General features: G+C 71.2%; 20 protein-coding genes and 1 pseudogene. 10 read left to right on the forward strand and 11 right to left on the reverse strand.

The genetic code is table 11. The features are described from left to right. Positions 1-91 (forward strand): annotated as a pseudogene (locus C7444_RS16640) (amino acid ABC transporter ATP-binding protein); the annotation flags it as partial. 31 nt (positions 92-122) lie between these two features. Then, positions 123-1157: a dihydroorotase gene (gene pyrC, locus C7444_RS16645; protein WP_110401984.1), complete on the forward strand. Its 1035-nt coding sequence runs from the start codon at positions 123-125 to the stop codon at positions 1155-1157. 13 nt (positions 1158-1170) lie between these two features. Here the strand turns inward: pyrC and C7444_RS16650 are convergent, their stop codons facing one another. Further along, positions 1171-1428 carry a VF530 family protein gene (locus C7444_RS16650; RefSeq protein ID WP_110401985.1) on the reverse strand — a complete coding sequence of 86 codons (258 nt, stop codon included), beginning with the start codon at positions 1426-1428 and terminating at the stop codon, positions 1171-1173. A gap of 35 nt (positions 1429-1463) precedes the next feature. After that, positions 1464-1784, reverse strand: a complete 321-nt coding sequence (locus C7444_RS16655) for a Rieske 2Fe-2S domain-containing protein (protein ID WP_110401986.1) — start codon at positions 1782-1784, stop codon at positions 1464-1466. Positions 1785-1969: 185 nt separating this feature from the next. Between C7444_RS16655 and C7444_RS16660 the strand changes: the two genes are divergently transcribed. Together C7444_RS16660 and htpX are read left to right on the forward strand one after the other, a co-directional pair. Continuing rightward, positions 1970-4057 carry a thioredoxin domain-containing protein gene (locus tag C7444_RS16660; protein ID WP_110401987.1) on the forward strand — a complete coding sequence of 696 codons (2088 nt, stop codon included), beginning with the start codon at positions 1970-1972 and terminating at the stop codon, positions 4055-4057. A gap of 99 nt (positions 4058-4156) precedes the next feature. Continuing rightward, on the forward strand, positions 4157-5041 hold the full coding sequence (gene htpX / locus C7444_RS16665; RefSeq protein WP_110401988.1) for a protease HtpX: 885 nt from the start codon (positions 4157-4159) through the stop codon (positions 5039-5041). Positions 5042-5070: 29 nt separating this feature from the next. Here htpX and clsB read toward each other — a convergent pair whose 3' ends face one another. From clsB to nudB, 3 genes are read right to left on the reverse strand one after another with little or no spacing between them, the layout of a single operon-like run. After that, positions 5071-6393, reverse strand: a complete 1323-nt coding sequence (clsB, locus tag C7444_RS16670; protein WP_245909605.1) for a cardiolipin synthase ClsB — start codon at positions 6391-6393, stop codon at positions 5071-5073. Further along, positions 6390-7238, reverse strand: a complete 849-nt coding sequence (locus C7444_RS16675; protein ID WP_110401990.1) for an endonuclease/exonuclease/phosphatase family protein — start codon at positions 7236-7238, stop codon at positions 6390-6392. Before C7444_RS16675 ends, clsB begins: the two co-directional genes overlap by 4 nt. Beyond that, the gene (gene nudB, locus C7444_RS16680) at positions 7235-7723 is read right to left on the reverse strand and encodes a dihydroneopterin triphosphate diphosphatase (RefSeq protein WP_110401991.1); all 489 of its coding nucleotides are present in this window, start codon (positions 7721-7723) and stop codon (positions 7235-7237) included. The genes C7444_RS16675 and nudB overlap by 4 nt, the downstream gene beginning before the upstream one ends. Positions 7724-7846: 123 nt before the next feature. Here nudB and C7444_RS16685 point away from each other — a divergent pair, with 123 nt between their 5' ends. Beyond that, positions 7847-8974 carry an acyltransferase family protein gene (locus tag C7444_RS16685; protein ID WP_110401992.1) on the forward strand — a complete coding sequence of 376 codons (1128 nt, stop codon included), beginning with the start codon at positions 7847-7849 and terminating at the stop codon, positions 8972-8974. A gap of 15 nt (positions 8975-8989) precedes the next feature. On the opposite strand, the gene C7444_RS16690 is transcribed toward C7444_RS16685, so the two are convergent. The 6 genes from C7444_RS16690 to C7444_RS16715 all read right to left on the reverse strand — a co-directional run bounded on the left by C7444_RS16690 (position 8990) and on the right by C7444_RS16715 (position 15267). Continuing rightward, a complete protein-coding gene (locus tag C7444_RS16690; RefSeq protein WP_110401993.1) occupies positions 8990-9922 on the reverse strand; it encodes a prenyltransferase in 933 nt (310 codons plus the stop codon). Positions 9923-10070: 148 nt separating this feature from the next. Then, positions 10071-11867: an aspartate--tRNA ligase gene (gene aspS, locus C7444_RS16695; RefSeq protein WP_110401994.1), complete on the reverse strand. Its 1797-nt coding sequence runs from the start codon at positions 11865-11867 to the stop codon at positions 10071-10073. 96 nt (positions 11868-11963) lie between these two features. After that, entirely contained in the window at positions 11964-12608 is a 645-nt protein-coding gene (locus C7444_RS16700) for a DUF502 domain-containing protein (protein WP_110401995.1), read from the reverse strand. 120 nt (positions 12609-12728) lie between these two features. Next, positions 12729-13058 carry an FmdB family zinc ribbon protein gene (locus C7444_RS16705; RefSeq protein ID WP_110401996.1) on the reverse strand — a complete coding sequence of 110 codons (330 nt, stop codon included), beginning with the start codon at positions 13056-13058 and terminating at the stop codon, positions 12729-12731. 63 nt (positions 13059-13121) lie between these two features. Next, a complete protein-coding gene (gene ubiB, locus C7444_RS16710) occupies positions 13122-14699 on the reverse strand; it encodes a ubiquinone biosynthesis regulatory protein kinase UbiB (RefSeq protein WP_110401997.1) in 1578 nt (525 codons plus the stop codon). Positions 14700-14736: 37 nt separating this feature from the next. Next, positions 14737-15267, reverse strand: coding sequence for a hypothetical protein (locus C7444_RS16715; RefSeq protein ID WP_110401998.1), 531 nt, complete (start codon positions 15265-15267; stop codon positions 14737-14739). A gap of 178 nt (positions 15268-15445) precedes the next feature. Here C7444_RS16715 and galE point away from each other — a divergent pair, with 178 nt between their 5' ends. The 5 genes from galE (at position 15446) to C7444_RS16740 (ending at position 20149) form a co-directional block, all read left to right on the forward strand. Next, positions 15446-16468: a UDP-glucose 4-epimerase GalE gene (gene galE / locus C7444_RS16720; RefSeq protein ID WP_110401999.1), complete on the forward strand. Its 1023-nt coding sequence runs from the start codon at positions 15446-15448 to the stop codon at positions 16466-16468. Between the two features lie 61 nt (positions 16469-16529). Further along, positions 16530-17810, forward strand: coding sequence for a glutamate-5-semialdehyde dehydrogenase (locus tag C7444_RS16725; RefSeq protein WP_110402000.1), 1281 nt, complete (start codon positions 16530-16532; stop codon positions 17808-17810). Continuing rightward, a complete protein-coding gene (gene queC, locus C7444_RS16730; protein ID WP_110402001.1) occupies positions 17807-18529 on the forward strand; it encodes a 7-cyano-7-deazaguanine synthase QueC in 723 nt (240 codons plus the stop codon). Before C7444_RS16725 ends, queC begins: the two co-directional genes overlap by 4 nt. A 15-nt stretch (positions 18530-18544) precedes the next feature. After that, positions 18545-19168 carry a LemA family protein gene (locus C7444_RS16735; RefSeq protein WP_110402002.1) on the forward strand — a complete coding sequence of 208 codons (624 nt, stop codon included), beginning with the start codon at positions 18545-18547 and terminating at the stop codon, positions 19166-19168. A gap of 117 nt (positions 19169-19285) precedes the next feature. Continuing rightward, entirely contained in the window at positions 19286-20149 is an 864-nt protein-coding gene (locus tag C7444_RS16740; RefSeq protein ID WP_110402003.1) for a hypothetical protein, read from the forward strand. The last annotated feature ends 30 nt before the right edge of the window (positions 20150-20179 follow it).

The raw sequence follows: 20179 nt of genomic DNA on the forward strand, positions 1-20179 counted from the left end.
CGAGGACTGCAGGAAAGAAGACTTCTTCGGCAACCCCGACGCCCGTTCCCCTCGCGCCAAGGACTTCCTCTCCAAGATCCTCCAGCATTGAGCGCGACGGGTCCTGCAGCGACAATTCGTGCATGACCCAGACCCTCACCATCACCCGCCCGGACGACTGGCACCTGCACGTGCGCGATGGCGCCGCGATGGCCGCCGTCGTGCCGCACACGGCGCGCCAGTTCGGCCGCGCCATCATCATGCCCAACCTGCGCCCGCCGGTGACCACGGCCGAGCAGGCGGTGGCCTACCGCGAGCGCATCCAGGCCGCGGTGCCGGCCGGCGTGGACTTCACGCCGCTGATGACGCTGTACCTGACCGACAACACCCCGGCCGAAGAGATCGCCCGGGCGCAGGCGGTCGGCGTGGTCGCGCTCAAGCTGTACCCGGCCGGCGCCACGACCAACAGCGATGCCGGCGTCACCGACATCCGCAAGACCTACCGGACGCTGGAGGCGATGCAGCGCGCCGGCCTGCTGCTGCTGGTGCACGGCGAGGTCACCGACCCGGCGGTCGACATCTTCGACCGCGAGGCGGTCTTCATCGACCAGGTGATGATCCCGCTGCGGCGCGACTTCCCGGAGCTGAAGGTGGTGTTCGAGCACATCACCACCCGCGAAGCGGCCGAATACGTGGCCAGCGCCGACGAGCACACCGCCGCCACGATCACCGCCCACCACCTGCTCTACAACCGCAACGCGATCTTCACCGGCGGACTGCGCCCGCACTACTACTGCCTGCCGGTGCTCAAGCGCGAGCTGCACCGCGAGGCCCTGGTGAAGGCCGCGACCTCGGACAGCCGCCGCTTCTTCCTGGGCACCGACAGTGCGCCCCACGCCGCGCACCTGAAGGAACATGCCGCGGCCTGTGCCGGCTGCTACACCGCGCTGAGCGCGCTGGAGCTCTACGCCCTGGCCTTCGAGCAGGCCGGAGCGCTCGAGCGCCTCGAAGCCTTCGCCAGCTTCAACGGCCCGGACTTCTACCGCCTGCCACGCAACACCGGCACGGTGACCCTGAAGCGCGAAGCCTGGACCCTGCCCGAGACGCTGCCCTTCGGCGAAGCCCTGATCAAGCCGCTGGGCGGCGGCGAGACGCTGGCCTGGCGACAGGTCGACTGAGCGCGGCCACCCCTCAGCGCCCGGCGCGGCGCTCTTCCCTCAGCATGAAGAGGTAGAGCGCCTCCACCTGCTCGCGGGCCCAGGGCGTCTTGCGCAGGAACTTCAGGCTCGACGGGATGCTCGGGTCGCTGGTGAAACAGCGCACGGGCATGCGCTCGCCCAGGCCGGCCCAGCCGTAACGGGCGACCAGGGCGGTGACGAGGGCTTCCAGCGTCACGCCGTGCAGCGGGTTGCGGGGTTGAGCGGACGTGGGAGGCGGCGCGGAGGACATGGCGGGATTCTGGCATCCCCGCCGCCGGCCCCGGCTCAGGCGGGACCGGCCAGGTCGATCTCGAACAGGCCGTCGACCTGGCGCAGCGGGTATTCGTCCAGCTGGCAGCCGGCAGGTCTCAGGCCCGCGCCGCTGCGGCCGTCGAACACCCAGCCATGGGCGGTGCACACCAGCACCCGGCCGTTGAACTCGGAGTTGTTGACCAGCGACTGCTGCTCGTGCGGGCACACGCCCTGGAAGGCACGGGGCCGACCGCCGTCGGGCCACAGCACCAGGACCTCGTGGCCATCGACCAGGAAAGGCGTGGACTCCCCCTCGCCCAGGTAACGCTGCTTGCAGAGGGTCTGGAAGGCCATGGTCCGCTCCTGTCGGCATCGGTTCGATGGGCTCCATTGAAGACCATCTCCGGCCGGCGGCTTCGGGGCACTTCGCAATCCGCAGCAAAGCACTGCACCGATTTCCGCGGCCGATGCGCAGCCGGGCCGCAGCTGCAATAGTGGAGCGCCGCTGCAGCGCCTGCAGTCCCTGATCGCGACACGCCATGAGCAACCTGTTGTCCGGCGAGACCTCGCCCTACCTGCTGCAGCATGCCGGGCAACCGGTGCACTGGTTTCCCTGGGGCCCCGCCGCGCTGGAGCGGGCGCGCCGGGACGACCGACCCATCCTGCTGTCGATCGGTTATTCGGCCTGCCACTGGTGCCATGTGATGGCCCACGAGTCCTTCGACGACGAGGCCACGGCGGCGCTGATGAACCGGCTGTTCGTCAACATCAAGGTCGACCGGGAAGAACGGCCCGACCTCGACCAGATCTACCAGACGGCCCACCAGCTGCTGACCCGCCAGGGCGGGGGCTGGCCGCTGACCGTCTTCCTGGCACCGGACGGCACGCCGTTCCACAGCGGCACCTACTACCCGCCCGAGGCCCGGCACGGCCGGCCGGCGTGGCGTGACCTGCTGGAGTCGGTCGCGGCCGCCTGGCAGTCGCAGCGGGGCGCCATCGACCAGCAGGGCGAGGCGGTGCGCCAGGCGCTCGCGCGGACCACGCCGCAGGCGACGGCGTCGGAGCCCGCCGCCGTGCTCGCCGCGCTGGGCGGGCCGCTGCAGGCCGTCGCCGGCGCCTGGCTGGCGCAGCGCCACGACCGGGAGCACGGCGGCTTCGGCGGCGCCCCGAAGTTCCCGCATGCGACCGACCTGGCCTGGCTGCTGGAGCGTGGTGTGGCCGAAGGGGATGGCGACGCCCGGGACATCGCCCTGCTCACGCTCACCCGCATGGCGCAGGGCGGGCTGCAGGACCAGCTCGGCGGCGGCTTCTTCCGCTACAGCGTCGACGAGCGCTGGCAGATCCCCCATTTCGAGAAGATGCTCAGCGACAACGGTCTGCTGCTCGGCCTCTACGCCGAGGCCACCGCGCTGACCGGCGATCCGCTCCACGGGCGGGCGGTCGAGGACGGCGCAGGCTGGCTGATGCGGGAGATGCAGGCGCCCGAAGGGGGTTACCTGTCGTCCCTGGACGCCGACGTCGAGGGACGGGAGGGGCGCCACTACGTCTGGACGTCCGAGGAGGTGCGCGCGGCGCTGACGCCGCTGGAATGGGACCTGGCGTCGGCGCACTGGGACCTGATCGCCGCGCCGAATTTCGAGGCGCGCCACTGGCACCTCGGCGTGGTGCGGCCCACCGCGCAGCTGGCCGCGACCTTCGATCAGCCGCAGGCCGCGATCGACGAGATCATCACCACCGTGCGGGCCAAGCTGCTGGCGCGGCGGGAACAGCGCCTGCCCCCCGGACGCGACGACAAGGTGCTGACGAGCTGGAACGCGCTGGCGATCACCGGGATGGTCCGCGCCGCCGGCCTGGCCGGCCGGCCCGACTGGCTGCAGTCCGCCCGCCGGGCCGCCGACTTCATCCACGACCACCTGTGGATCGAACACCAGGGACGGCACCGCCTGCTGGCGACCTGGAAGGACGGCCAGGCCCGGTTCGACGCCTACCTCGACGACCACGCCTTCCTGATCGAGGCGATGCTGGCGCTGCTGCAGGCCGACTTCCGCCTCGAGGACCTGCGGTTCGCGCAGGCGCTGGCCGACGAGCTGCTCGACGGCTTCGAGGACACCGCGCAGGGCGGCTTCTTCTTCACCCGGCACGACCACGAGCGGCTGATCCACCGGACCAAGACCGGCCGGGACCAGGCCCTGCCCTCGGGCAACGCCTCGGCCGCCTGGGCGCTGCAGCGCCTCGGACACCTGGTGAGCGAGCCGCGTTACCTGCGGGCGGCCGAGCGCACCCTGCTGCTCTTCGCAGCCGAGGTGGCCCACCAGCCGGGCGCGTGGTCCCGGCTGCTGCAGGCCGCGGTGGAGCAGCAGTGCCCGCCGGCGCTGATCGTGCTGCGCGGGCCCCAGGCCCGCGAGTGGCGGGATGCGCTGCTGCAGCGCTGCCTGCCGCACACCCTGGTGCTGGCCCCGCCCGACGCCACCACCGGGCTGCCGGCACCGCTGGACCACCCGCTGCCGGCCGCAGGCGGCACCACGGCCTGGGTCTGCAGCGGCACGCAGTGCCTGCCGCCGGTGCACCGACTGGACGAGCTGCTGGCCGGTCTGGCCCCGGCACCGGCACCGCCCACGGGCCGCTAGCGCCGAGGCCGGGCACCCCCGTGACGACATGCCCCTTGAAGTCACGGGGACACACCCTCACTTCATGATGGTCGCCATCCCACGACGCTGCCCCACGCCATGAAACGCATCTTCCTGTTCCTGCTGACCAACTTCGCGGTGATGATCGTGCTGAGCATCGCCGCGCGCGTGCTCGGAGTCGACCGTTTCCTGACGGCCAACGGGCTGAACATGGGGGCGCTGCTCGGCTTCGCGCTGATCATGGGCTTCGGCGGCGCGATCATCTCGCTGCTGATGAGCAAGCCGATGGCCAAGTGGAGCACCGGCGCGCAGATCATCAACGACTCGGCCGACCCGACCCACCGCTGGATCGTTCAGACCGTCGCCCGTTTTGCCGAGCGGGCCGGCATCGGCATGCCCGAGGTGGCGATCTACGAAGGCGAGCCCAACGCCTTCGCCACCGGGGCGTTCAAGAACGAGGCGCTGGTGGCCGTCTCGACCGGCCTGCTGCACGGCATGACCCGCGAGGAGGTCGAGGCCGTCATCGGCCACGAGGTCGCCCACGTCGCCAACGGCGACATGGTCACGCTGACGCTGATCCAGGGCGTGACCAACACCTTCGTGATCTTCCTGTCGCGGGTCATCGGCTACGCGGTCGACCGCATGCTCTCGCGCGGCGACGACCGCGAGCACAGCGGCCCGGGCATCGGCTACATGGTCACCTCCTTCGTGCTGGAGATGGTGCTGGGCGTGCTGGCCTCGATGATCGTGGCCTGGTTCTCGCGCCAGCGCGAGTTCCGCGCCGATGCCGGCGCCGCGCAGCTGATGGGCGACCGCGCACCGATGATGCGGGCCCTGGCCCGCCTGGGCGGCATCGACTCGGGCGACCTGCCCCAGAGCGTGCAGGCCATGGGCATCACCGGCCGGCCCGGCGGCCTGATGGCGCTGCTGTCGAGCCACCCGCCGATCGAGCAGCGGATCCAGGCGCTGCGCGACGCCCGCTGAGCCGCCCCGGCCCGACGCGCCGACCCGACTCAGTAGCGCCCGGTCACCCCGGCCAGGCGCAGGTAGAGCGATGCGCACCAGGCGATGAAGGTGCGGCGCGCCAGCCCCGTCCAGCCCTGGGCGCGCACGCGCTGCGGCGTGATCATGTCGGCCTGGGTGAAGGCCTGCTCGATCTCGCTGGCCAGCGCCAGGCTGAAGTCGACGTCGCGCACGATCAGGTTGGCCTCGAGGTTGAGCAGCAGCGACAACGGGTCGATGTTGGAGCTGCCGACGGTGGCCCAGGCCTGGTCGACGACCATGACCTTGGCATGCAGGAAGGCCGGCAGGTACTCGTAGACCTCGATGCCGCTGCGCAGCAGGTCGTCGTAGAGCACCCGGGCGGCCATGGCCGCGAAGCGGTAGTCGGGCTTGCCCTGCATCAGCAGGCGCACCTGCACGCCCCGCTCGGCCGCCTCGCGCAGCACGCGGCGGAAATCGCGCCCCGGATAGAAGTACGGCGTGACCAGCCAGATGCGTTCGCTCGCGGACTCGATGGCCTGGGTGTAGGCGCGCTCGATGGTGCGGCGCTGGCGCACGTTGTCACGCAGCACGAAGGCGGCCAGCGCGGGCGTGCCGTGTTCGCTACGCCGGGACACCGCCTCATGGCGACGGCTGCCACGCGGCAGCCTCAGTCCGCGGATCATGCCGCGCAGGTGCTCGAAGGAGCGTGGCGCACGCACCAGCGCGCGAGCCTCCTCGCGCCAGTCCTGCCCGAACCAGGCGCGGGACCACATCGCCCGCACCGCCTGCTGCATGGCCAGCACGACCGGGCCGTGCACACGCACCGCGTAGTCGAGCCGCGGCTGCGTGCTGCGGCCGTGGTGCAGGTCGTGGCAGTCGTCGATCAGGTTGATGCCGCCGACGAACCCGACGTCACCGTCGACGACGCAGAGCTTCATGTGCAGGCGGCGCAGCTGGCCGGGCTGCAGCCAGTGGGTCCAGCGCTCGAGCGGGCGGAACACGGTCACCGCCACGCCGGCCGCGCTCAGGCGCGGCTCGATCTGCGCCAGGCCGTCGTGGCCGCCGAAGCCGTCGATCACTACCCTCACGCGCACCCCGCGGCGCGCCGCCTGCTCCAGCGCCTGCGCCACCTGCAGCGCCGCGTCATCGGTGTGGAAGATGTAGGTCGCCAGCCAGACCTCGTGGCGGGCGTGGCCGATCGCCTCGATCATCGCGGGAAAGAGCTCGCGCCCGCCGCGCATCAGGTCGAGCCGGTGACCGGGCCGGAACACCGGCCGGGGCATCAGGTACCAGGACCAGGGCGGCAGGTCGCTGCCGTCCGCTCCGGGCGCTGCCGCCGCGGGCCCGCTCACGTCGGCTCCAGCTCCATGATGAGCGGCAGGTGATCGGACAGGCGCGCCCAGGCGGGGCCGCGTGGCACGGCCAGGCCGGTGCAGCGCAGGCCGCGGGTGTAGACCCGGTCGAGCGAGAACAGCGGCAGGCGCGACGGGAAGGTCAGCGGCGCACGACCCTGGCTGTCCAGCCCGGCACGCAGCAGGCCGCAGGCGTGCAGCACCGGATCGAGCCGCTCGCCCCAGTCGTTGAAGTCGCCGGCCACCAGGATCGGCGCCTCGGGTGGCACCCGCTCGTTCAGGTAGGCCCCCAGGCGCTCGGCCTGGCGCAGCCGGCTGGCGTGGATCAGGCCGAAGTGCGCGACGACCGCATGGATCTCGAGGCCCTGCCAGTAGATCGGCACGTGCAGCAGGCCACGCTGTTCGAAGCGGTGGTCCGACACGTCGTGGTGGCCGACCTCGCCCGTGGGCCAGCGACTCAGCAGCGCGTTGCCGTGCTCGCCATCGCGGGTGATGGCGTTGCTGCGGTAGATCGACTCGTAGCCGTCGGGCGCCAGGAACTCGGCCTGGCCCTGGTTGGGCCAGCCGAAGGTGCTGCGGTCGAAGCGGCGCGCATCACGCTGATGGAACAGCCGCACCTCCTGCAGGAAGACCAGGTCGGCCTGCAGCGCCGCCATGGCCGCACCCTGGTTGTGGATCTCCAGCCGCTTGCCCGGACCGACCCCGCGCACCCCCTTGTGGATGTTGTAGGTGACGATGCGCAGGCGCCGCGCCGGGGCGCTCTCACCCTCCTCGCCCGAGGGGCCGAGATCGCGCCAGGCGGTCGTGCTCCAGAGGCGTCCGGCACCGGTGCGGCGCGTGCTCATCGGGCGGCCCCGCAGCGCGCCGGCAGGGCCCGGATGGCCTCGGCATTGCTGCGCGAGAAACAGCGCCCGGCCGCCTCCTGCCAGGGCAGCCAGACGTGCTGCAGGTGCTCGCGCGGCGCCAGCGTCACCGGGATGCCCGCCGGCACCTGCAGGCCGAAGACATGTTCCGTGTTCTGCGTCACGCCGGGCCCGTAGCGGTGGCGCCACATCGGGTAGATCTCGTAGACATTGCGCAGGTCCCAGTCGACCAGCGCCGACGGCGGCACCCCGGGGCTGCCGACGACGATGCCGGTCTCCTCGGCGACCTCGCGGATGCAGGTGGCCCGCGGGGGCTCGTCGACGAAGTCCATCGAGCCGGTGACGCTCTGCCAGAAGCCGGGCTTGTCCGCCCGCTCGATCAGCAGCACGTCGAGCGCGGCGGTGTGGATCACGACCAGCACCGAGGTGGGAATCTTGGGGGGACGGGGAACGGGCGCAGTGGGCATCGGGGGTCCCGGCGGGGCCGGTCAGCGGAGGACTCGAGCCGATTTTGCCCGGGTTGCCCACCGCGCAGGCGGCGAACGACTTTCGGCTCCTAAAATGTAACCAGAGTTTTCAAGGAGGGATGCATGACGTCTGTTGCGACACCCGCAGGAGCCCGGGCCCGGTCGACACCGGCCCCCGACCTGGCCCGTGCGCTCTCGCGGCCGCGGGTGGCCGGACTGGACTTCCTGCGGGCGGTGGCCGTGCTGCTCGTGCTGGCCGACCACTCGGGCCTGACCCACGTCGGCCCGCTGGCGATCATCGACGGCGGCCTGGGGGTGGAGGCGTTTTTTGTCATCAGCGGCTTCCTGATCACCTGGCTGCTGCTGGGCGAGCATGAAGCCCGCGGCCGCATCACCCTGCTGGCCTTCTACCGCCGGCGTGTCGCGCGGCTGATGCCGGCGATGCTGCTCTACATGGCCGTGGGCATGGCGCTGCTGCTGGCCACCGGCCGGCCCGTGCCCTGGGGCGCCGTGGCCTCGACGACGCTGCACGTCGTCAACTACTACCAGGCCTTCACCGGCGCGGCCTCGCACTACCTGTCGCACTGCTGGTCGCTGGCGGTCGAGGAGCAGTTCTACCTGCTCTGGCCGGCGCTGCTGCTGGTGCTGCTGCGCCGGGGCTGGCCGCTGGCGCGTGTGCTCGCCGGGGCGCTGCTGGGGCTGTGGGCCCTGAAGGTGGTGCTGGTGCTGGGCGTGGGCATCAGCGACGAATACGCCTACCGGGCGCTGGAGATGCGGGCCGACCAGCTGCTGGTCGGCTGCCTGCTGGCCGTGCTGCTGAAGTCGGCGGCCGGACGGCACTGGTTCGAGCGGCAGGCCCGGCGGCGCTGGGTGGCCGGGGCCGTGCTGGTCGCGCTGCTGGCGTCGACCGCGCTGCTGCGCGACTCGATGGTGGCCAAGTACCTGCTGGGTTATTCGATCGAGCCGGTGCTGGTCGCGCTGCTGCTGCCGCTGGTGGTGCTGGCGGCCCAGGGCGAAGGCTGGCCGGCCAGGCTGCTGAACCTGCCCTTCATGGTGCTGGTGGGGCAGATCTCCTATGGCGTCTACCTCTACCACCCCTTCGTCATGCACCCGGTGCGCAAGGGGGTCGAGCGCCTGAGCGGCGCGCCCGGGCTGGGCATCGGCGTGTCGATGCTGGCGGTGATCGGCGTGGCCTGGCTGTCGTTCCGCTGGGTCGAGCAGCCGCTGCGCGAGCGCTGGCGCGGCCGCTGAGCGCGTCCCTCGGGCTCAGCGCTGCCGCATCACCGACACGAAGGCGGCGATCAGCAGCGCCGCATGCAGCACCACGGCGCCCAGCGTCAGCACGATGACCGGCCGCAGGCGCCGTGGCTGCCGGGCCCGCACGATCAGCCCGATCGCCGCCACCAGGCTCAGCGGCGCCGAGCCCAGCGCCCACCAGGCGGTGGTCGGCAGCCACAGCGCCAGCCACCACCCCGCCAGCCAGGCATGGGCCGACAGCACCAGGACCAGATGTCCCCAGGCAGCCCGCACCGGGCCGAGCCGCACGACCAGCGTGCGCTTGCCGACCTGGGCATCGCTGCGGGCGTCGGGGAACTCGGCCACCCACAGCATCGCCGCGATCAGCAGCGCCAGGCTGACCCCGGCCAGTGCAGGTGCGGCATCGAAGTGCCGCCGCTGCACGTAGTCCGCCCCGATCACCACCAGCCACCAGCCCGCCGCGACCGCCAGCTCGCCCACCCCGCGCGACATCAGCGCCAGCCGCGGATGTGAATAGGCCCAGCCGAGCGCCAGCCCCGCCAGACCGATGGCGAGCAGTCCCGGCCCGGCGCGCGCGGTCAGCAGCAACCCGCCACCGACGACGACCATGCCCAGCATCTGCACCATGTCGCGCAGTTGCGCCGCGCTGAACACGCCGTCCTGCACCACCCGCGAGCCGCCGGTGAACGGCCCGATGCGCTCGGTGTTGGCCGCATCCGAGCCGATCAGCGCATCCCCCCAGTCGTTGTGCAGATTGACCGCCGCATGGGCCAGCAGGGCCAGCACGACGGTGGCCAGCGCCGCCGGGCGATCGATCACCACCCCGCAGGCGGCGGCCGAGCCGATGCCGGTGAGCACCGCCCCCAGCGTGACCACCAGGAAACCCGGGCGGGACGCCACCACCCAGCGCCCCACGGAAGCGAGAGACTCGTGCCATGACATGCCCCTGAGCGTGCCCGCTGGCCGCCCGAGCCGCCTTGACGGCCGTCAAGCGGCTGCCGGCCGGCGACACGGGCCCCGCCGTGCCGCGGCACCAGGACAAAGGGCGCCCGAAGGCGCCCTGTGCAGACCGGCCCGGACGGTGTCCGGATCAGCTGGCGGCCGCGGCCTGCGCATTGCGCAGGCGGATGTGCAGTTCGCGCAGCTGCTTGTCCTCGACCACCGACGGTGCGCCGGTCAGCAGGCACTGGGCCCGCTGGGTCTTCGGGAAGGCGATGACGTCGCGGATCGACTCGGCCTTGGTCATCAGCGTGACCAGGCGGTCCAGGCCGAAGGCCAGGCCACCGTGCGGCGGGGCGCCGTACTGCAGCGCGTCGAGCAGGAAGCCGAACTTGACCTGCGCGTCTTCCTTGCTGATGTTGAGCGCGCTGAACACCTTGCTCTGCACCTCGGCGCGGTGGATGCGGATCGAACCGCCGCCCAGCTCCCAGCCGTTGAGCACCATGTCGTAGGCCTTGGCGATGCACTGGCCCGGATCGGTGTCCATGTAGTCCTCATGGCCGTCCTTGGGCGCGGTGAACGGGTGGTGCACCGCGTTCCAGCGGTCGCCCTCGTCGTCGTGCTCGAACATCGGGAAGTCGACCACCCACAGCGGCGCCCAGCGGTCCTCGAACAGGCCGTTCTTCTTGCCGAACTCGCTGTGGCCGACCTTCAGGCGCAGCGCGCCGATGGCGTCGTTGACGATCTTGGCCTTGTCGGCGCCGAAGAACAGCAGGTCGCCGTTCTGCGCACCGGTGCGCGCCAGGATGTCGGCGAGCGCCTGGTCATGCAGGTTCTTGACGATCGGCGACTGCAGGCCGTCACGACCCTTGGCCACGTCGTTGACCTTGATCCAGGCCAGGCCCTTGGCGCCGTAGATCTTGACGAACTCGGTGTAGCTGTCGATCTCGCCGCGGCTGATCGCGCTGCCCCCCGGCACCCGCAGGGCCACCACGCGGCCGCCCGGGGTGGTCGCCGGCGTCGAGAAGACCTTGAAGTCGACCGTGCCCATCACGTCGGTCAGCTCGGTGAACTCGAGCTTGACGCGCAGGTCGGGCTTGTCCGAGCCGTACAGGCGCATCGTGTCGGCGTAGGCCATGACCGGGTAGTCGCCCAGCTCGACGTTCATGGTCTTGCGGAAGACGTGGCGGATCATGCCTTCGAACATCGAACGGATCTCTTCTTCGGTCAGGAAGGAGGTCTCGATGTCGATCTGCGTGAATTCGGGCTGGCGGTCGGCGCGCAGGTCCTCGTCACGGAAGCACTTGGTGATCTGGTAGTAGCGGTCGAAGCCGGCCACCATCAGCAGCTGCTTGAACAGCTGGGGCGACTGCGGCAGCGCGAAGAAGTGGCCGTCGTTGACGCGGCTGGGCACCAGGTAGTCACGCGCGCCTTCGGGCGTGGACTTGGTCAGCATCGGGGTCTCGATGTCGACGAAGCCGTTCTCGTCGAGGAACTTGCGCACCTCCATCGCGACCTTGTAGCGCAGCATCAGGTTCTTCTGCATCTGCGGGCGGCGCAGGTCCAGCACGCGGTGCGTCAGGCGGGTGGTCTCCGACAGGTTCTCGTCGTCGATCTGGAACGGCGGCGTGACGCTCGGGTTCAGCACCTCGAGCTCATGGCACAGCACCTCGACCTTGCCCGACACCAGGTTGGCGTTGTCGGTGCCCGACGGGCGGGCGCGCACCAGGCCGACCACCTTCAGGCAGAACTCGTTGCGCACGCCTTCGGCGATCCTGAACATCTCGGCACGATCGGGGTCGCAGACGATCTGGACCAGGCCTTCGCGGTCACGCAGGTCGATGAAGATCACGCCGCCATGGTCGCGGCGACGATGGGCCCAGCCCATCAGGGTAACGGTCTGGCCGGTCAGTGCTTCGCTGACGAGGCCGGCATAGCTGCTGCGCATGTTGTGTTCTCCGGGAATCTGGTTCTTGGGGCCCGTGCGCCCGGGACGGGGCGGCACGGGCACGGGCGCCCCGTCAGGGCGCCCGCGGGGAGGGGGTCACTTGAGGGCGACCGGCACGGTCGCCGGGGCCTCGACCGGACCGACCACCCCCATCGAGATGATGTATTTCAGGGCCTCGTCCACGCTCATGCCGAGCACGCGCACGTCGCGGCGCGGCACCATCAGGAAAAAGCCCGAGGTCGGGTTCGGCGTGGTCGGCACGTAGAGGCTGACGTGGTCGTCGTCGAGGTGCTGGGCCACTTCACCGCCGGGCTTGCCGGTCACGAAGGCGATGGTCCAGGAGCCTTCGCGCGGGTACTGCACCAGCACCGCCTCGCGGAACGCGTTGCCATTGCTGGAGAACAGCGTGTCCGAGACCTGCTTGACCGAGCTGTAGATCGACTTGACGATCGGGATGTTCGTCAGGATGCGGTCCCACTGGCGCAGCCACCACTGGCCGACGAAGTTGGCCACGAACATGCCGGTCAGCAGCATCAGCAGCACCAGCAGCAGTACCCCGAGACCGGGCACGTCGCCCAGCACGTTCAGCGCATGCTGGGCGCTGACGGGCAGCACGGCGCCGGCCGCCGACAGCAGGGCCTGGAACACCCCGTCGAGCACCCCCACGATCCACAGCAGGACCCAGATGGTGATCGCCAGAGGCAGCCAGACCAGCAGTCCGGCGATGATGTATTTCTTCACGTGTACTCGAAGCAGGGGGCCAGGGGCACTGCGCCTCGCAGACGCCCGACCCGCAAGATTAACAGCGCCGGGCCCGGCGCCCGTGACAACCGGGCGGCAGGCCGCAGCGCCGACGGGGCTTCAGTGACAGGCGCAGGAGCCGCCGCACGGCGTGCTGCCACCGGCCGAAGCGGCCGGTGCGGCATCGGCGGGCGCCGCCGCAGGCGCCGGTGCCGCAGCGGCCGCACCCGCGGCCGGCACGGCGGCGGCGCTGGTCGCGCTGCCCGAGCCATTGCGGAAATCGGTCGCATACCAGCCCGAGCCCTTGAGCTGGAAGCCGGCGGCGGTGAGCTGCTTGGAGAAGGCCTCGGCCCCGCAGGCCGGGCAGGTGGTCAGCAGCGGATCGGACATCTTCTGCAGCACGTCCTTGGCATGGCCGCAGGCACTGCAGCGGTAGGCGTAGATAGGCATGTCTAAACCCTTGATTCGAAAACGGGATTGTAAATTAGGGGGTCTGTCCGCGTCTGCGGGCGGTCAACCTGAGAGCTGCCAGCGCAGCAGCAGGGCCGCACCCAGCACGCCGACCAGGAAGCCGAAGAACATCAGCAGCAGCGCCTGCAGCAGGCGGTTGGTGCGGCGCTGTTCGACCAGCACCGCCTGCATCAGCTCGCGCGACGGGCCGGCCTGCTGGGCCGGCGCACCGGCCTGGGCCTGCAGCGCGTCATGCAGCAGGCGGGGCAGCGCGGGCAGCAGTCGGGCGTAACGCGGCGCTTCGCTCTTGAGCTGGTGGACCAGCGCGCGCCAGCCGACCTGCTCGTTCATCCAGCGCTCGAGGAAAGGCTGGGCCGTGCTCCAGAGGTCGAGCTCCGGATCGAGCTGGCGCCCCAGGCCCTCGACGTTGAGCAGCGTCTTCTGCAGCAGCACCAGCTGAGGCTGGATCTCGACGTTGAAGCGGCGCGAGGTCTGGAACAGCCGCAGCAGCACCTGGCCCAGCGAGATGTCCTTGAGCGGCCGGTCGAAGTGCGGCTCGCAGACCGCCCGCACCGCGCCTTCGAGCTCGTCGATGCGGGTGCTCGCCGGCACCCAGCCGGACTCGACGTGCAGCTCGGCCACCCGGCGGTAGTCCCGCTGGAAGAAGGCCAGGAAGTTCTGCGCCAGGTAGTCCTTGTCGCGCTCGTCGAGCGTGCCGACGATGCCGAAGTCCAGCGCGATGTAGCGCTGGAAGGTCTGCGGCGCGGTCGACACCATGATGTTGCCCGGGTGCATGTCGGCGTGGAAGAAGCCGTCGCGGAACACCTGGGTGAAGAAGATCGTCACGCCGTCGCGGGCCAGCTTGGGGATGTCGACCCCGGCCTCGCGCAGCCGGTCGACCTGGCTGATGGGCATGCCCACCATGCGCTCCATCACCAGCACCTCGGCGGTGCTGAGCTCCCAGATCATCTCCGGGATCATCACCAGGCCGAGCCCGTCCATGTTGCGGCGCAGCTGGGTGGCGTTGGCGGCCTCGCGCACCAGGTCGAGCTCGTCGTGCAGGTACTTGTCGAACTCGGCCACCACCTCGCGCGGGCGCAGCCGGCGGCCGTCGCCCGACAGGCGCTCGACCCAGCGGGCGGCGCTGCGCAGCAGGCCGAGATCGGCGTCGATGATGTCGAGCACGCCCGGGCGCAGCACCTTGACCGCGACCTCGCGGCCGTCGTGCAGCTGGCCGAAATGCACCTGCGCGATCGAGGCGCTGGCCACCGGGTCGGCGTCGAACTGGCGGAAGACCTCGTGGATCGGGCGGCCCAGCGCCCGCTCGATCAGCGCATGGGCCTGCTCGCTCGGGAACGGCGGCACCCGGTCCTGCAGGCGGGCCAGCTCGTCGGCGATGTCGGGCGGGATCAGGTCGCGACGCGTCGACAGCACCTGGCCGAACTTGACGAAGATCGGACCGAGGCGCTCGAAGGTCAGGCGCAGCCGCACGCCCCGGGGGGCGTCGAGCCGCCGGCCCAGCACCAGCACCCGCGCCAGCGTCATCAGGCCCGGGTAGCGCAGCTGCTGCAGCACCATCTGGTCCAGTCCGTTGCGCAGGCAGACCCAGGCGATCAGCGCCAGCCGCAGGGCGTGTTTCATGAAGGCAGCCGGTGGAAGGAGGATCGGGACCCGCGGATCACGACAGCGCGCCGCCCGCACGGGGCAGGCGCTGCAGCAGCGCACGCAGCGCCTGGGCCGCCGCGCGGGCCACGCCGCCGAGCAGGCGGGCCGGTCCGTCGCCGACGATGCGGGCCAGGTCGTCCTCGATGTCCCAGCGCAGGTGCTCGGCCAGCCAGCTGACCTCGGCGGCCAGGCCGGCGTCGCCGCGGATGTCCAGCGGCGGGCGACCATCGGCGCCCGACAGGCTCCAGCGCAGCAGTTCGGTGGCCGACAGCGTCACGGTCAGCGTGGCCTGGTCGGCCGGCAGCGCGCCCTCGGCGGCGCCGTCGTCCAGCTCCAGCAGGCCGGCGGGCGTGATGCGCCAGACCATCGCCGGCGGGGGCGGCAGCAAGCGGGGCCACTGCTGCCAGTCCACCCCGATGGTGCGGCCGATCTGCGTGCCCAGGCGACGCTGCGCCTCGGGTTCCGCATGGATCACGTGGTTGAGCAGGAGGGTGACGCGGGCCAGGGCCTCGCGGCCGAGCGGATCGAGCAGCGCTTGCAACATCCCGCGATTGTAGGAGGCTGGTCCGTTTGACCGTGATGTGCACCCGTTTTTGTCCCCCGCAGGCCACGCCCGGAACGCAAGCGGCTCAGGGTTTGCCAGAATCCGCAGCAACGGCATGGAGACCGGTCTCCGCATGGTGCGGACCCGGCCCGGCACAGGGAAGAGCGTACACATCCACATGGCAACCATCCTGCTCACCGGCGCGACCGGCTACATCGCATCCCACACCTGGCTGGCGCTGGACGCCGCCGGCTACCAGGTGCTCGGCGTGGACAACCACGCCAACAGCTCGCCGAAGGTGCTCGACCGCCTGGCCGCGCTGCTGGGCAAGACGCCGGTGTTCGAGAAGGCCGACGTCAACGACTGCGCCGCGATGCAGGAGATCATGACGCGCCACCAGGTCGACGGCGTGGTGCACTTCGCCGCGCACAAGGCCGTGGGCGAGTCGACCCAGAAGCCGCTGGAATATTTCCGCAACAACCTGGGCGGGCTGATCAGCGTGGCCCAGGCGCTGGAGAACACCGGCAAGCACACGCTGGTGTTCAGCTCGTCGGCCACCGTCTACGGCCAGCCCGAGGCGCTGCCCATCACCGAAGGCTCGGCGCTGACCGCCACCAACCCCTACGGCCTGACCAAGCTGCTGGGCGAGGAACTGCTGCGTGAGCTGGAGCGCTGCAAGCCCGAGTGGCGCATCGCCTACCTGCGCTACTTCAACCCGGTGGGCGCGCACCCGAGCGGCACCATCGGCGAGGACCCCAGCGGCATCCCGAACAACCTGATGCCCTTCGTCACCCAGGTGGCCGTGGGCAAGCGCGCCCACCTCAACGTGTTCGGCGGCGACTACGACACGCACGACGGCACCGGCGTGCGGGACTACATCCACGTGGTCGACCTCGCCGACGGCCACGTCGCGGCGCTGCGCTACCTGCAGGAGCAGCAGAAGTCGGTCACCGTCAACCTCGGCACCGGCCAGGGCTACAGCGTGCTTGATGTCATCAAGGCCTTCGAGGCCGCCAGCGGCCGCCCGATCTCCTACCAGATCGCGCCGCGCCGCGCCGGTGACGTGGCCGCCTGCTACGCCGACCCGGGTGCCGCCGAACGCCTGCTGGGCTGGAAGGCCAAGCTGGGCCTGAAGGCCATGTGCGAGGACAGCTGGCGCTGGCAGAGCCAGAACCCGAACGGCTTCGAGCCGGCCGCCTGAGGACGCCCGGCGGGCCACGGCCCGCCACCCCACGCCCGGGACGCCTCTGCGACAATCGGGCATGGATTCCACCGACGTCATCGCCTACATGAACCGGGTCGGCGCCGCCGCCCGGGGTGCCGCAGCCGCCATGGCCGCCGCCTCCACCGCCGCCAAGAACCAGGCCCTGAGCCTGCTGGCCGCCAAGCTGGAAGCGCACCGCCCGCTGCTGGCCGCCGCCAACCAGCTCGACCTCGACCGGGCCGCCGCCAACGGCCTCGAAGGCCCGCTGCTGGACCGCCTCAAGCTGGACGCCAAGAGCCTGGCCACGGTGGCAGAGGGCTGCGTGCAGCTCGCGGCCATGCCCGACCCCATCGGCGAGATCCTGAACGTGCGCCGTCGCCCCACGGGCATCAGCGTCGGCCAGATGCGCGTGCCGCTGGGCGTGTTCGGCATGATCTACGAGAGCCGCCCGAACGTGACCATCGAGGCCGCCTCGCTGGCCATCAAGAGCGGCAACGCCTGCATCCTGCGCGGCGGCTCCGAGGCCATCAACTCCAACGTCGCGCTGGCCCGCCTGGTGCGCGAGGCCCTGCTCGAAGCCGGCCTGCCCGCCGACGGCGTGCAGCTGGTCGAGACCACCGACCGCGCCGCCGTGGGCCGCCTGATCGCGATGCCCGAATTTGTGGACGTGATCATCCCGCGCGGCGGCAAGGGCCTGATCGAGCGCATCAGCGCCGAGGCCAAGGTGCCCGTCATCAAGCACCTGGACGGCAACTGCCACACCTACGTCGACGCCGAGTTCGACCTGGAACAGGCGCTGGTCGTCACCGACAACGCCAAGACGCAGAAGTACAGCCCCTGCAACGCCACCGAGTCGCTGCTGGTGCACCGCGACGCGGCCATGGCCTTCCTGCCGCGCATCGGCGAGATCTTTGCGCGCAAGAGCGTGGAGATGCGCTGCGATGCCGCCGCCAAGGCGATCCTCGCGGATGTCCCGGGCGCGAAGGTCGTGGACGCCGTCGAGTCCGACTGGTCCGAGGAATACCTCGCCCCGATCATCAGCGTGAAGGTCGTGGCCGATCTGGACGAGGCCATCGCCCACATCAACCGTTACAGCTCGCACCACACCGAAGCCATCCTCACGACCAACCACCCGAACGCGATGCGCTTCCTGCGCGAGGTGGATTCGGCCAGCGTGATGGTCAACGCCAGCACGCGCTTCGCCGACGGCTTCGAGTACGGCCTGGGCGCCGAGATCGGCATCTCCACCGACAAGTTCCACGCCCGCGGCCCGGTGGGCCTGGAAGGACTGACCTCGCTGAAGTACATCGTGCTGGGCCAGGGCGAGATCCGCCGATGACCGATCCCCGCACGGCGCTGGTGCTGTTCTCGGGCGGCCAGGACTCGACCACCTGCCTGGCCTGGGCGCTGGAGCGCCATGCGCGCGTCGAGACGCTGGGCTTCGACTACGGCCAGCGCCACCGCATCGAGCTCGACTGCCGGCTGACCGTGCTCGACGAGCTGCGCGCCCGCTTTCCGCACTGGGCCGACCGGCTCGGCGACGACCACGTGCTCGACCTGAGCCTGATCGGCCAGATCTCCGACACCGCGCTGACCTCCGAGCGGGCCATCGAGCTGCAGGCCGACGGCCTGCCCAACACCTTCGTGCCGGGTCGCAACCTGCTGTTCCTCGGTTTCGCGGCCACGCTGGCCTACCGCCGCAGCGCCTCGGTGCTGGTGGGCGGCATGTGCGAGACCGACTACTCCGGCTACCCGGACTGCCGCGACAACACGCTCAAGGCGCTGCAGGTCGCGCTGTCGCTCGGGCTCGATGCGCCGATGACGGTCGAGACGCCGCTGATGTTCCTGACCAAGGCGCAGACCTGGACGCTGGCGCACGAGCTCGGCGGCGATGCGCTGGTCGACCTGATGATCGAGCACACCCACACCTGCTACCTCGGCGAGCGGGGCCGGCGCCATGCCTGGGGCCATGGCTGCGGCCACTGCCCGGCCTGTGCGCTGCGGGCCAGCGGCCACGCCACCTGGATCGGCACCCGGCCCGGGCCGGCCGCAGGCTGAAGCGGGGGCACGCCGGTGTCCACGCTGCTGACCCTCGTCGCGATCGCGATCCTGTCGTTCTGGCTGCTCGGGGCGCACAACCGCCTGGTCAAGCTGCGCCACCGGCACCACAACCACTTCACGCCGCTGGCCGCCGCGCTGCGCCAGCGCCATGCGGTCGCCCTGACGCTGGCCGAATCGGCCCGCCACCTGTCGGGCAGCGACCACGACCAGATCGAGGACGTGCTCACCGCGACACGCGAGGCCGGCAGCGCCAGCGACGGCGCCACCACCCGGCCGCTGCGGACCCTCGCGCTGCAGCGGGTGGCCCATGCCGAGGAGCGGCTCGGCCAGGTGCTCGACCAGCTCTGCAACACGCTGCAGGACATGAGCTACGGCGACGCGCCCGAACCGGCCATCAGCGAGCTGCTGCGCCAGCGGCACGCGCTGCAGGGCCAGATCCTGTTCGCCGGGCAGGTCTACAACGACAGCGCCCGCCTCTACAACGACGCGCTGGCGCTGTTCCCGACGACGCTGGCGGCCCGCCTGCTGCGCTTCGACCCCGCGCCGACCTTCCCCCAGATCGTCGTCACGCCCGCCCTGCTGATCGCGGTGGACCCGTCCACCGGCACACCCAGCCGCCCCGGCGACCTGATCTGAGGCGTACCAGGGCGCACGATCCGGATTTTTCATCCCGACGCTGGACAACCCCCCATTCAGGCGGGCACGATGGTGCATCGCCCTGTCTCGGGCCGCACCTTGCCAGGCACCGTCCGGATGAGCCCTGCCATCGCCGCCATGGTCCCGACCGCCCGGGCGGACGAGGTCCGCATGGTCCAGGCCGCCTGGCCGGTGCTGGATCGCCTGCACGGCCCCGGCGAGCTGCGCGCGGCCGTGCTGTCCCTGCTGATGTCGGGACACGACGAGGCCGAGCACGACGCCTGGCAGCTCGAGACCCGGGGGGTGGCCGGAGCGGCCGACACCCGCTCGCTGCTCGTCAGCCTGCCGGCGGCCGCTCACCCCGCGCTGACCGAGGCCTTCTCGCGTCGCCTGGCCAGCCACCCGCTGGAGATCCGGCAGGAGACGCTGGCCGGTGCCCGCCGGCTGATGTGCGCCGACCAGCGGGTCAGCCCGCTGGACCGGCTCCACCTGCTGCAACTGCGCCACCTGCTGCACGAACCGACGCCGCTGCACCGCGGCGGCCTGCGGGAGTGGAACGAACTGACCAGCCTGCCGCTGGCGCTGCGGCAGGCGATCGCCAGCCTGACGGCCTTCATGGCCCGCTGCGTGCCGGAGCCGGACGCCCACGCCACCGTCGGGCTGGCCGGCACCGCGTGGTATCAGGCGGTGGTCACGGCGCTGTGGCGGGACCCGCGCCAAGCGCCGGCCTGCCATGTGCCGGACGGCGACACGCTGGTGCGGGCCCTGCGCACGCTGACGGCGCTGTCCTGGCACCACCGACCGCTGCTGGCCCGCACCTGGACCCTGCCCGCGCTGGCCCACCACGGGCGGCGCCTGCCGCTGGTGGCCGCCCGCAGCCTGCGCTGCGCCTGCGTGCTGCTCGACACCCCTCTGCCGCCCGACCTCGGGCCGGCCTTCATCGAACTGCCGGACGACGGGCCCCGCGACGACACCGCGTGAGTCCGGCCACGCCGCCCCGTAGACTCGCGG

The sequence above is a fragment of the Sphaerotilus hippei genome (assembly GCF_003201595.1).
Taxonomy (GTDB): Bacteria; Pseudomonadota; Gammaproteobacteria; order Burkholderiales; family Burkholderiaceae_C; genus Sphaerotilus; species Sphaerotilus hippei.